Below are 11,834 nucleotides of genomic sequence, written 5' to 3'. Positions count from 1 at the left end.
TTCCCTATTTTTGGTTGTGTGTTCGGTTCGGTTCGGCCAGCAGCGCGTCGATGGCGGCGCGCAGTTTCGTGTCGCCGGGCGGGATCTCGCCCACCGTGCGCCAGCGCGCGCGCCCCGCGCGGTCGACGAGGACCGTCGTCGGCATCACGCCCGGCGTCCAGCGCTTGAACGCGTCGCCGGTGCGGTCGCGCAGCACCGGATAACCCAGCGGATGCGCTTGCGTGAAGCGCTCGATCGTGTCGAGCGCTTCCTTGTAGTTGACGCCGACGACCGCGACCCCGTCGCGTCCCGCCAGCGCGCCCAGCACGGGCAGTTCGTCGACGCAGGGCCCGCACCAGCTGGCCCAGAAGTTCACGACGACGACCTTGCCGCGCAGCGCCGCGAGATCCCACGGCTGGCCGTCCACGGTCGTGACCTGCAGGGCGGGCATCGGCCGGCGGGCGGTCCAGGGGCGCAGGGTCGCGTCCTTTGCCGCGGCCGTGCCCGCGCTCAGCAGGACGCTGGCCAGCAGCGCGGCCGTGCGGGTGGACATCCTCGTGTGCATCGTTGGCGTGCGGATTCGAAGCGGAAACAACCGTCATGATACCAGAGCGCACGGTCCCGCGCCCGGGCCAAATACAGGATTGCCAACCGTGCAGCCCGCCGGGTCGGCTTGCGCTAAGCTCCGCGGCTACGACCACGGAGGGATCGATGCGATTGCCGAGTCATCCCGGGGCATGCCTGCCGGCGCTGCTCCTGTGCGCCGCCGCATGGGCCGGGCCGCCGGCCACCTACCGCAATCCGCTGCCGGTGCGCCTGGCGAACGGCGAGCTCGCCCAGAACTGCGCCGACCCGGCCGTCCTGCGCGACCCGCGCGCCCGCGCGCCGACGTGGTATCTGTATTGCACGGGCGACCCCGTCAGCAAGACCGAGCGCCCGCTCGAGGCCGAGCGGGGACCTTGGCATTTCCACATGATCGCCATCTACCGGTCGACGGATCTTATCGACTGGCGCTACGTGGGGGACGCGTTCGCGGGCCGTCCGGCCGGGCTGGCGGCGCCGGCGTCCGGCCTGTGGGCGCCGGAACCGGAATTCCTGAACGGCCACTATTACCTGTACTTCACGGTGACGGACGTGGCGGACGCGCACAGCCCGCAAGCGGGATGCGCGAAGGACAGCGCCATCGGCGTGGCCGTCGCGGACAATCCGGCCGGCCCGTGGGTGCCGGCGGCCGCACCCGTCGTGCCGCCGCGGCGCGCGGGGCCCGGCTGCGATTTCCTGTGGACGTTCGATCCGAAAGTCGTCGAGGACGGCGGCCGCAAGTGGATCTACTACGGCAGCTACGGCGGCGGCGTGTTCGTGCAGCCGCTGCGGCGCAACGGCTTCGCCGTCGAAGGCACGTCGCGCAAGGTCGGTGCCGCCTGGCGCTACGAGGGGGCAGAGGTCGTCAAGCACGACGGCTGGTGGTATCTGTTCGCCTCCACGACGGATTGCTGCAACGGCCCGCTGACGGGATACGCGGTCTACGTGGGCCGTGCGCGCACGCCGGCCGGACCGTTCCTCGACCGGCTGGGCCAGGACATGGCCGATTCCTACGCGGGCGGCACGCCCGTCCTGTTCCAGAACGGCAACCGGTGGGTTGGCGTCGGCCACAACACCGTGTTTCCCGACGCCTCCGGGCAGTGGTGGACGATCTACCACGGCATCGACGTGGGCGCGCCGTTCTTCAGCGCGGCCGACAAGCTGACGCGGCGCGTCGCGCTGCTCGACCGCATCGACTGGGTCGACGGCTGGCCGGTCGCGCGCGGTGCCCCCAGCGACGCGCCCCGTCCCGCGCCGGCGGCGGCGCCGGGCACGCATCCGCGTGCGCTTGTCGCCCCGGCGGCGCCGGCCGAAGCGGCGCGGCCGCTGTGGAGCGACACGTTCGACGGCGCGCAGCTGGACGCGCGCTGGACGTGGCGGCGTGCGCCGGCCGACGGCACCTGGTCCGTCGGTCCCGGCGGCCTGGCGTGGGCGACGCAGGCGGCCGACCTGCACGTGGGCACGAACACGGCCGGCGTGCTGCAAACGGCGCTGCCGGACGGCGACTACCGGATCGAGGCGCAGGTCAGGCTGGACGTGCCCCACGCCTGCTGCGCCGCGCCCGTGCAGGCAGGCCTCGTCGTGATGCGCGACGACGATAATTACGTGAAGCTCGTCGCGCTGGCGCACGGCGGCCTGCACCAGGTCGAGTTCGCGAAGGAGATGGCGCCCGTGCCGGCGCACTATCCGCGCTACGGCAACACGGTCGTGGGCACGCCGGGCGCGACGACGTGGTTGCGGCTCGACGTCCACCGCGCCGGGGGGGATGAGCGTTATACGGCGTATTCGAGCCGCGATGGGCGCACCTGGGTCGGCGGCGGCACGTGGGTCCACCGCCTCGGCCGGGATGCGCGGCTGGGCTTGGTGGCGATGGGTGGCGCAGGGCAGCGCGCCGTGTTTTCTCGCGTGGCCGTGTCCCGCCTGTCTCAATGACGCGACGCCGTTGGTATCCCTTTGTAACCGGCAGTGAAAGGACTTGCGTGCGGCCGATGCGGCTCATAGAGTAGGTCGAAAGCAGCAACACGAAGCGAAGGAGCGCAAACGTGGAATATCCCCGCCCACAATTGCGGCGCGCCGCCTGGCGCAGCCTCGACGGCCCCTGGCAGGCCATGCTCGACGACGCCGCCCTGTACGTCGATCCGGCCGACGTGCCGTTCGACCGGACGATCAACGTCCCATACCCGCCCGAGGCGCGCGCCAGCGGCGTGCACGACCGCGGTTTCCGCCGGCGCGTGTGGTACAAGCGCCAGATCCAGCTCGATCCCGCCCTCGTGCCGGGTCCGGAGGAGCGGCTGATGCTGCACTTCGGCGCCGTCAACTACCGGGCCCGCGTGTGGATCAACGGCCGCTTCGCCATCGAACACCGGGGCGGCCACAGCCCGTTTTCCATCGACGTCACGCGCCACCTGGACGGCTCGATCCTCGAGATCGCCGTGCAGGCCGAGGACGACCCGCAGGACATGCACAAGGCGCGTGGCAAGATGGACTGGGAGGCCGAGCCGCACAAGATCTGGTATCCACGCACGAGCGGCATCTGGCGCACCGTCTGGATCGAGAAGGTGCCGCGCGCCCACGTGGCGCAGCTGCGCTGGACGGCCGACGTCGCCGCCTGGCAGATCCGCCTGGACGCCGACATCGCCCACGTGCCGGAAGGCGGCATGGCCAACGTGACGCTGAAGCTGGGCGGGCGCCTGCTCGTGGCCGACCGCTGCCTGCTGACGGGGCCGCGCCTGTCGCGCATCTTCCAGTTGCCGGATCCCGGCATCGACGACGCCCGCGGCCTGTGGATGTGGTGCCCGGAAAGCCCGCAGCTGATCGACGCCGAGGTCGAGATCCGCGCCGCCGACGGCAGCCTGATCGACAGCGTGCAGAGCTACACGGCGCTGCGCACGGTCAGCGTCGAGGGCGACCGCTTCGTCCTGAACAGCCGGCCTTACTTCCTGCGCATGGTGCTCGACCAGGGCTACTGGCCGGACAGCCTGATGGTCGCGTCGAGCGACCAGCTGCGCCAGGACGTCTTGCTGATCAAGCGCCTCGGCTTCAACGGCGTGCGCAAGCACCAGAAGTCCGAGGACCCGCGCTGGCTGTACTGGTGCGACGTGCTCGGACTGTGCGTGTGGGGCGAGATGCCGTCCGCGTACGGCTTTTCCAGCGCGACGATCCACGGCGTGATGGAAGAGTGGAAGGAGCTGGTCGAGCGCGACATCTCGCACCCGTGCATCGTCGCGTGGGTGCCGACCAACGAGTCGTGGGGCGTGCCGGAGCTGATGAACGACCGCCGCCAGGTCGACTTCGTGCGCGCGCTGTACCACATGACGCGGGCGCTGGACGGCACGCGGCCCGTCGTCGGCAACGACGGCTGGGAGATGCCGTGCGGCGACCTCGTCTGCGTGCACGACTACGAGCAGGACCCGGCCGTGCTGCTGGAACGCTACGGCAGCCGCGACGCCGTCGCCTACACGCTGGAACACGTGCAGCCGGACCGGCGCCGGCTCGTCATCGACGGCTTCACGGGCGTCGGCCGGCCGCTGTTCCTGTCCGAATTCGGCGGCATTGCGATGATGAAAGCCGGCACCGAGTCGGGCTGGGGCTATTCCGTCGCCAGGGACGGCAAGGAATTGCTGGCCCGCTACCAGCAACTGATGGCGGCCGTCCACGCGTGCCGGCCGCTGTCCGGCTTCTGCTACACCCAGTTGACCGACACCTTCCTCGAACAGAACGGCCTGTTGACGGAAGACCGCGTGCCCAAGGCGCCCATCGAGGCGCTGGCCCAGGCCACGCGCGGGCCGCAGGCGCACCTGCAGGACTGGGTGCTGGATCCCCTCGGCCACAGCCAGCGCTGGCGCGCGCGGCGGGGGCCCGATTTCCCGGTCGAGTGGACGCGCGTCGGAGAAACGGCGGAAGTGCTAGCCTATCCGGGAGAGCGCCAGTCCCTGCCGGTGGCGGAACCCGAGGTGCCGCCGACGAAGCCTGGACCGTCCGCGGGGCCGCCGGGCTTCGAACGTCGCGGGCGGGGCGCTCCCGGCGCGCGCGCCCGGCGCAAGGCAGCTTGACCCGGCCGCGCGCGCCGCAACGAACCGACAAGGAGACGACGTGGCGCGACGCGGATTCCCGCGCGCCGCCGCGCTGGTTGCGATCCTGTTCCTCGTGCTGGCGGGCGTAGGCGCCCCCGCGCGGGCGCAGGTCGAAGTCAGGATGTGGACGCTGCTTTCGGGCGGCGACGGCGCGCGCATGCGGGCGCTGGTCGACGACTTCAACGCCAGCCAGCACGACGTGCGCGTGGTCAGCACGACCCTCAGGTGGGGCGAACCCTTCTATACGAAGCTGATCACGGCGTCCGTCGTGGGCGCCGGGCCGGACGTCGCGACCATCCACCTGTCGCGCATCGTCAACCTGGCCGGCGGCGGCGTGCTGCGGCCGATCGCGCCATCCGAACTGGCGGCGGCCGGCCTGTCCGGCGCCGACTACCTGCCGCGCCAGTGGGCCAAGGCGCAGTACGAGGGCAAGACGTATGCCGTGCCGCTGGACGTGCACCCGCTCGTCCTGTACTACAACAAGACGCTCGCCGCCAAGGCGGGCCTGCTGGACGCGGACGGCAACCTGAAGAAGATCGTCGGCGTCGACGCGCTCACGGACGCGTTCCGCGTGGCGACCGCACGCACGGGCCGGCGCGGCCTGACGATGGAAAGCAGCCAGAGCTCGTACGCGATCTGGCGCCTGTGGCTGGCGATGCTGGCGCAGCAGGACGTCACGATCATCCGGAACGGCCGCTTCACGTACGGCCCCGCCGGCGCGGCCACGCTGGCGCGCATCAGCGACTGGTTCCTGCGCGGCTATGCGCAGGCGGGCCTCGACTACCCGGCGTCCACGAGCCAGTTCATGGGCGGCAATGCCGTGTTCATGCTGAACGGCGTGTGGGAGGTGCCGGAACTGGTGCGGGCGACGAAGGCGGGCACGCTGGGCTTCGAGTACGGCATCGTGCCGCTGCCGCGCATGTACGCCAACGCGTCCACGTGGGCCGACTCGCACGCGTTCGCGCTGCCGGCCAACCCGGGCCACGAACTGTCGCCGGAGAAGGTGCGGGCCGTGCTGCGCTTCGTCGCCTACGTCGGCAAGCACTCGCTCGTTTGGGCCGAAGGTGGCCACATCCCGGCATACAAGGCCGTGGCGGAATCTGCCGCGGCGAAGAACCTGATGCCGAACGCGATGTATGCCGCCGCCGCGAACGACGTCGTGTATGACCCGGACGGCTGGTACATGGGAGCGGCGGGACCGCTGGAAGCGATCGCGTCGAAGTTCCTGCCGGCCGCGCTGTACGGCTACATGACGCCGGCGCAGGCCGTCCACAAATTCGAGTCGGAGAGCGCGCGCCTGATCCGCAAGCGCCCGCCGCGCTATTGAGGCCCGCATGCGACGCGACGACACGCCACCCACCCCGGCAACCTGCCCCACGACGGCGCGGCGCGACACCTTGCCCGCGTGGCTGCTGCTGGCGCCGTTCCTCGCGGTCTTCGCCCTGTTCTTCCTGCTGCCGGCGCTGGAGACGTTCTGGCTCAGCCTCACCGAAAGCAGCCTCACGCGCACGAGCGCCTTCGTCGGCCTGGACAACTACCACACGCTGCTGAACGACCCGTCGTTCTGGGAGTCGGTCGGCAACACCTTCTATTTCGCGCTGCTGACGGTGGGGCCGCTGTGCGGCGTCGGCCTCCTCATGGCCATGCTCGTCGACCGCTTCGCGCGCGCGGCCGCCTGGCTGCAGGGTGCGTTCTTCCTGCCGTACGTGCTGCCGATTTCCGTGATGACCCTGATCGCGGACTGGATGCTGCAGCCATCGTCCGGCGTCGTCAACCACGTGCTCGGCGGCGAGCGGGCGTGGCTCGCGGACCCGCATTGGGCGCTGCCGGCCGTCGCCATCGGCACGATCTGGTGGACGGTCGGTTTCAACATGCTGCTGTTCCTCGCCGGCCTGCGCAACATCCCGCGCGAGCTGTACGAAGCGGCCGCGCTGGACGGCGCGCGCGGCTTCACGCTGTTCCGCACGATCACGTGGCCCGCGCTGCGCCCGGTCGCGTCGACGGCGCTGATCCTGCAGCTGATCGCGTCGCTGAAGGTCTTCGGCCAGACCTATATCCTGACGAGCGGCGGCCCGTTCAACACGACGCGCGTCGCGCTGCACTATATGTACGAGACGGCGTTCACGCAGAGCGACGCGGGCTACGCGGCCGCGATCGCGATGGCGTTCGTCGCCATCGTCATCCTGCTGTCGCTGCTGCAGGCGTGGATCGTGAAATGGCTGGCGGGGAGGGCGGCATGAAGGCCTCGATCTGGACCGTCGCCGGATGCTTGTGCGCCATCGCGCTCGCGGCGCTGTGGGCGTTCCCGCTGCTGTGGGCGCTCGGCACGTCGCTGCGGCCGGAGCTGGAAACCGTGTCCCCGCACTTCCACTGGCTGCCGCAGACGTGGACGCTGGACGCCTATCGCAAGACCCTGGCCGCCGGCAACGTCGTGCGCTGGCTGTTCAACAGCTTCATCGTCGCGCTGCTGGTCACGGTCGTCACGATGGCGATCAGCTTGACGGCCGCGTACGCGTTCTCGCAGCTGCGATTCAAGGGCCGCGCCCTCGTGTTCGGCATCGCCATGCTGGGCTTCCTGCTGCCGTTCGAGGCGCTGCTCGTGCCGCTGTTTCGCACGATGCACCAGCTGGGGCTCATCAATTCCTATGCGGGGATCGTGCTGCCGCAGGTCGTGTCGCCAGTGGTGATCTATGTGTTCAAGCAGTTCTTCGACGCGATCCCGGCCGACTTCCGCGAAGCCGCCGTGATGGACGGCGCCGGTCCGCTGCGCGTGCTGTGGAGCGTGTACCTGCCGATCTCGGGCAACATCGTGTGGGCGATGGCGATCGTGACGTTCATCGCCGCGTGGAATAATTTCCTGTGGCCGTTCATCATCGTCACGTCGAACGACATGATGACGATCCCGCTCGGCCTCACGCAGACCTACGACGCGTTCGGCGTCCGGTATGCCCAGCTGATGGCGGCGGCGCTGCTGGGCGCCTTGCCCGTGGCGCTCGCGTACGTGCTGTTCCAGCGCCGCGTGACGCAGGGCTTCCTCGCCGCGAGCGGCCTGAAAGGATGAAAAAGGATGAAGATGGAGACGACATGGCATCGGTGACGCTGCGCGGCATCCGCAAGACATATGGCGACAACCCCGTCATCCAGGGCGTCGACCTGGACATCGAGGATGGCCAGTTCGTCGTCTTCGTCGGGCCGTCCGGCTGCGGCAAGTCGACCTTGCTGCGCATGATCGCGGGCCTGGAAGACATCACGGGCGGCACCCTCGAACTCGGCGGCGTCGTCAGCAACACGGTGGAGCCGGCCCGGCGCGGCATCGCGATGGTGTTCCAGAGCTATGCGCTGTATCCGCACATGACGGTGGCGGAGAACATGGGGTTCGCGCTGAAGCTGGCCAAGGTGCCGAAGGCCGAGATCGGAGAGCGCGTGCAGCACGCCGCGCAGATCCTGCAGATCGCGCACCTGCTGGACCGCAAGCCGAAGGCGCTGTCCGGCGGCCAGCGGCAGCGCGTGGCGATCGGCCGCGCCATCGTGCGCAAGCCGGAAGTCTTCCTGTTCGACGAGCCGCTGTCCAACCTGGACGCCGCGCTGCGCGCCCAGACGCGCGTGGAGCTCGCCCGCCTGCACAAGACATTGCGGGCCACGATGATCTACGTGACGCACGACCAGGTCGAGGCCATGACGCTCGGCCAGAAGATCGTCGTGTTCAACGGCGGCCGCATCGAGCAGGCCGGCACCCCGCTCGAATTGTACGAGCGGCCCGCGAACCTGTTCGTCGCCGGCTTCCTCGGCTCCCCGCGCATGAACGCATTTCCCGCCACGCTGGCCGGCCACACGGGCGGCCTCGCGACGGTGCGCGTCCCGGGCGGCGGGCTGGCCCAGGTGGCGGCGGATGCGAGCGAGGCCCGCGCCGGCGCCGCGTTCACGCTGGGCGTGCGGCCCGAGCACCTGCGCCTGGAGGCGTCCGGCGACACGGGCATGCCCGGCACGCTGGCTCTCGTCGAATACCTGGGCGACGTGACGCTCGCCTACGTGCAGGTCGACGGCGTCGACGGCATGGTCGCCGCCAAGTGCCCGCCCGGCACCGCGCTGCCGGCGCCCGGCACGGCCGTGCGGCTGCGCTTCGATCCGGCGCGGGCCTGGCTGTTCGACGAGCACGGCGCGGCGCTGCCCGCGCTGCGCGAGCAGGCGACTAAAAGCCTTTCCCGGTAGGGTGGGCGGCCCCCCCGCCCACCAGACGTACGCATCGCCGTAACGCATGGTGGGCACAGGGTGCCCACCCTACTGGAATAGGTTCTTAGATCGGCCGCTGCCCGGCGCTGTCGGCGAACGCGCGCGGCACCACGCCGATCTGCTGCAGCACGCCCAGGCGGTCCGCCTGCAGCCAGGCGCGCACGATCTGCCCATCCCGCAGCTGGTAGATCACATTGCCTTCCTGCGTCACCTCCGCGTTGCTCGGCTGGATGCCGGCGAAGCGGCCGCCGTGCACGGCGCGGAAGGTCCAGCGGACGGCCACGCGGTCGCCTTCGCCGATCAGGTCGTGCACCTCGAAGCGCACGCCGGGAAAACCGGTCAGCACGGCCTCGATGGTCGCGCGGAATTCGCGCGGGCCCCGCTCGCCGCGCGCGCCCGTGAAATCGGGGGCGATCAGCATGTCCAGCCGGTCCAGGTCGCGGCCGTTGATGCAGTCCTCGTACAAGCTCCGCACCAAAGCCTTGTTCATTTCGACGGTGTTCAGGTAGTCGTTCATGCGCTTCTCCTCGTGGTTGCGTTCGACGTGAAGGCAGTGTAAAACCTCAACTTAACTTTAGGTCAAGGGGGCGCGATGGCAAAATTGGATCCGGCCGACATCGGGCGGCATTTGACGGTGGGCGAGGTCGCACGGCGCGCGGGCGTGGCCGTGTCGGCCCTCCATTTCTATGAATCGAAGGGGTTGATCGCGAGCGTGCGCAGCAGCGGCGGGCAGCGGCGCTACGGGCGCGACGTGCTGCGCCGCGTGGCCGTCATCAAGGTCGCGCAGCGGATCGGCATCCCGCTCGCGTCGGTCGCCGCCGCGCTGGCGTCCTTGCCGGAAGAACGTACGCCCACCAGGGACGACTGGACCCGGCTGTCCAGCCTGTGGCGGTGCGAACTGGACGACCGCATCGCGCAACTGACCCGCTTGCGCGACCAACTGGACGATTGCATCGGCTGCGGCTGCCTCTCGATTGTGGCGTGCAAGCTACGCAATCCCCTCGACCAATTGTCGGAGCAGGGGCCCGGGCCGCAGCGCTTGTGAACGTGCAGCCCGTATAGACAAATAATTTCTTTGAGTTAATGAACAAAAGATTGCTTATCGGAACTACTTAATTATATGATGATTTAAATCAGTAACCTATTTTGGGGGTCTCATGTTGCGATGTGTATCGATGGGCAGTGCCGTGTTCTTGAATCGGATTTGCGGGGCGGACGCAGCATGAACTTCAACCAAATGCGTGTCGCCAGCCGCCTCGGCATCGGTTTCGGCTTGATGGCTATCCTGCTCGTCGCCGCCACGGTGCTGGGCTTGAACCGGATGGCATTCATCAAGGGGCAGGCGGACAATATTACCAAGGTCAACAACGTGGAGTCTCGCCTCGTCGCGGCGATGGACCTGACGGTGACGGAGCGGGCGCTCGCGATGCGCAACCTCATGTTGTTGGAAAGTACCAACACGAAGGAAGTGCAGATGGAGGTGGACCGCGTCGGCGAACAAGGCCGGAAATACGCGGACGCGGCACAGAAATTGAACGCAATGTTCGACACTGTCCCCGGCACGACCGCCAAGGAAAAGGAATTGATGAAGCAGATCGGCGAGCAGGCGGCGCTCGCCGCGCCGTTCTACCCGCGCGCCGTCCAGCTCGCGCTCGACGGCAAGAAGGACGAGTCCTACCAGCTGGTGCGCTTCGATTTCCGGCCGGTGCAGAAAAAGTGGTGGGCCCTGATGCGGGAACTGGTCGCCTTCGAGCAAAAGCAGAACGATGTCGCGTTGCAAGCGGCCGACGACGCCTACCGGGCCGCGCGCACGCTGATGATCACGTTCGGCTTGCTGGCCCTGGTCACGGGCGTCCTGGCCGGCTGGCTGATCTCGCGCAGCCTGCTGCGCCAGCTCGGCGGCGAACCGGCGGACGCGGTGCACGTTGCGAGCCGCATCGCGGAGGGCGACCTGGCCGTCGACATCGACATCCACGGGGACAATGACAAGAGCCTCATGGCCGCCATGCGCACGATGCGCGACAGCCTGGCCGGCATCGTGAGCCAGGTGCGCACCGGCACCGATACCATCGCGACGGCCTCGTCGCAGATCGCGGCCGGCAACTTCGACCTGTCCGCGCGCACGGAGCAGCAGGCCAGCTCGCTCGAGGAAACGGCGTCGTCGATGGAAGAGATGACGTCGGCCGTCAAGCAGAACGCCGACAACGCGCGCCAGGCGAACACCCTCGCGGTGTCGGCGTCCCACGTCGCCGAAAAGGGTGGCGACGTGGTGTCGCAGGTCGTGACCACGATGGGCGCGATCAACCAGTCGGCGCAGAAGATCGTGGAAATCATCGGCGTCATCGACGGCATCGCGTTCCAGACCAACATCCTCGCGCTGAACGCGGCCGTCGAGGCGGCGCGGGCCGGCGAGCAGGGCCGCGGCTTCGCCGTCGTCGCGACCGAAGTGCGCAACCTCGCCCAGCGTTCCGCCGCGGCGGCCAAGGAGATCAAGGCCCTGATTTCCGACTCCGTCGAGAAAGTCGATTCCGGCAACAAGCTCGTCGAGGAAGCCGGCGCCACGATGCACGAAGTGGTGGACAGCATCAAGCGCGTCACCGACATCATGTCCGAGATCGTGGCCGCGAGCGAAGAGCAGGCGTCCGGCATCGACCAGGTCAACCAGGCGATGACGCAGATGGACACCGTCACCCAGCAGAACGCGTCCCTCGTCGAGGAAGCGGCTGCCGCCGCTCAATCCATGCAGGAACAGGCCGAGCACCTGGCCCGCGTGGTCGGCGTGTTCGTGCTGTCCGCGGCCCAGCGCACCGCCGGGCATGCCGCGGCGGCGCGCACGGAGCCGCTGCTGGCGCCGGTCGTACGGCTCGAATCCAACCGCACGGCGTCGTCCGCGCCGCGCCGCCGGGAGCGCAAATACGGTAGTTGAGCGGGCCGGCGGGCGCCGCGCATGTCTTGGAAGGCCAATATTCA

Annotated in this window: 10 protein-coding genes; 8 read left to right on the top strand and 2 right to left on the bottom strand. The window is 69.1% G+C overall.

The window, feature by feature from the left end:
* Positions 1 to 4 precede the first annotated feature (4 nt).
* Positions 5 to 532 (bottom strand): TlpA family protein disulfide reductase, encoded by a 528-nt coding sequence (locus ISF28_RS02935; protein ID WP_198115615.1) that lies wholly within the window; start codon positions 530 to 532, stop codon positions 5 to 7.
* A gap of 158 nt (positions 533 to 690) precedes the next feature.
* On the opposite strand from ISF28_RS02935, the gene ISF28_RS02930 reads away from it, so the two are divergent.
* The 6 genes from ISF28_RS02930 (at position 691) to ISF28_RS02905 (ending at position 8,843) form a co-directional block, all read left to right on the top strand.
* On the top strand, positions 691 to 2,493 hold the full coding sequence (locus ISF28_RS02930) for a family 43 glycosylhydrolase (RefSeq protein ID WP_198115614.1): 1,803 nt from the start codon (positions 691 to 693) through the stop codon (positions 2,491 to 2,493).
* Between the two features lie 110 nt (positions 2,494 to 2,603).
* Positions 2,604 to 4,613 carry a glycoside hydrolase family 2 TIM barrel-domain containing protein gene (locus tag ISF28_RS02925; protein ID WP_370663381.1) on the top strand — a complete coding sequence of 670 codons (2,010 nt, stop codon included), beginning with the start codon at positions 2,604 to 2,606 and terminating at the stop codon, positions 4,611 to 4,613.
* 40 nt (positions 4,614 to 4,653) lie between these two features.
* Positions 4,654 to 5,961: an extracellular solute-binding protein gene (locus tag ISF28_RS02920; RefSeq protein WP_370663380.1), complete on the top strand. Its 1,308-nt coding sequence runs from the start codon at positions 4,654 to 4,656 to the stop codon at positions 5,959 to 5,961.
* Positions 5,962 to 5,968: 7 nt separating this feature from the next.
* Positions 5,969 to 6,874, top strand: coding sequence for a carbohydrate ABC transporter permease (locus ISF28_RS02915; RefSeq protein WP_198115613.1), 906 nt, complete (start codon positions 5,969 to 5,971; stop codon positions 6,872 to 6,874).
* Complete coding sequence (locus ISF28_RS02910; RefSeq protein ID WP_198115612.1) at positions 6,871 to 7,695, top strand: carbohydrate ABC transporter permease; 825 nt, start codon at positions 6,871 to 6,873, stop codon at positions 7,693 to 7,695. Before ISF28_RS02915 ends, ISF28_RS02910 begins: the two co-directional genes overlap by 4 nt.
* 23 nt (positions 7,696 to 7,718) lie before the next feature.
* Positions 7,719 to 8,843, top strand: coding sequence for an ABC transporter ATP-binding protein (locus tag ISF28_RS02905; RefSeq protein WP_198115611.1), 1,125 nt, complete (start codon positions 7,719 to 7,721; stop codon positions 8,841 to 8,843).
* An 85-nt stretch (positions 8,844 to 8,928) separates the two neighbouring features.
* On the opposite strand, the gene ISF28_RS02900 is transcribed toward ISF28_RS02905, so the two are convergent.
* Positions 8,929 to 9,381: an ester cyclase gene (locus ISF28_RS02900; protein ID WP_198115610.1), complete on the bottom strand. Its 453-nt coding sequence runs from the start codon at positions 9,379 to 9,381 to the stop codon at positions 8,929 to 8,931.
* 75 nt (positions 9,382 to 9,456) lie between these two features.
* Here ISF28_RS02900 and soxR point away from each other — a divergent pair, with 75 nt between their 5' ends.
* Together soxR and ISF28_RS02890 are read left to right on the top strand one after the other, a co-directional pair.
* Positions 9,457 to 9,909 carry a redox-sensitive transcriptional activator SoxR gene (gene soxR / locus ISF28_RS02895; protein WP_198115609.1) on the top strand — a complete coding sequence of 151 codons (453 nt, stop codon included), beginning with the start codon at positions 9,457 to 9,459 and terminating at the stop codon, positions 9,907 to 9,909.
* Between the two features lie 177 nt (positions 9,910 to 10,086).
* A complete protein-coding gene (locus ISF28_RS02890; protein WP_198115608.1) occupies positions 10,087 to 11,790 on the top strand; it encodes a methyl-accepting chemotaxis protein in 1,704 nt (567 codons plus the stop codon).
* Positions 11,791 to 11,834: the final 44 nt, after the last annotated feature.

The sequence above is a fragment of the Massilia rhizosphaerae genome (assembly GCF_016093545.1).
In the GTDB taxonomy this organism is placed as follows: Bacteria; Pseudomonadota; Gammaproteobacteria; order Burkholderiales; family Burkholderiaceae_D; genus Telluria; species Telluria rhizosphaerae.
Note: the sequence above shows the minus strand (reverse complement) of the source record. Positions and strands in the feature narration are given on the sequence as shown.

Bases quoted from the DNA above. Each gene is read 5' to 3' on its own strand.
- ISF28_RS02890 (WP_198115608.1), top strand. From the start codon at position 10,087: ATGAACTTCAACCAAATGCGTGTCGCCAGCCGCCTCGGCATCGGTTTC.
- ISF28_RS02930 (WP_198115614.1), top strand. From the start codon at position 691: ATGCGATTGCCGAGTCATCCCGGGGCATGCCTGCCGGCGCTGCTCCTG.
- ISF28_RS02905 (WP_198115611.1), top strand. From the start codon at position 7,719: ATGGCATCGGTGACGCTGCGCGGCATCCGCAAGACATATGGCGACAAC.
- ISF28_RS02900 (WP_198115610.1), bottom strand. From the start codon at position 9,381: ATGAACGACTACCTGAACACCGTCGAAATGAACAAGGCTTTGGTGCGG.
- ISF28_RS02915 (WP_198115613.1), top strand. From the start codon at position 5,969: ATGCGACGCGACGACACGCCACCCACCCCGGCAACCTGCCCCACGACG.
- soxR (WP_198115609.1), top strand. From the start codon at position 9,457: ATGGCAAAATTGGATCCGGCCGACATCGGGCGGCATTTGACGGTGGGC.
- ISF28_RS02910 (WP_198115612.1), top strand. From the start codon at position 6,871: ATGAAGGCCTCGATCTGGACCGTCGCCGGATGCTTGTGCGCCATCGCG.
- ISF28_RS02935 (WP_198115615.1), bottom strand. From the start codon at position 532: ATGTCCACCCGCACGGCCGCGCTGCTGGCCAGCGTCCTGCTGAGCGCG.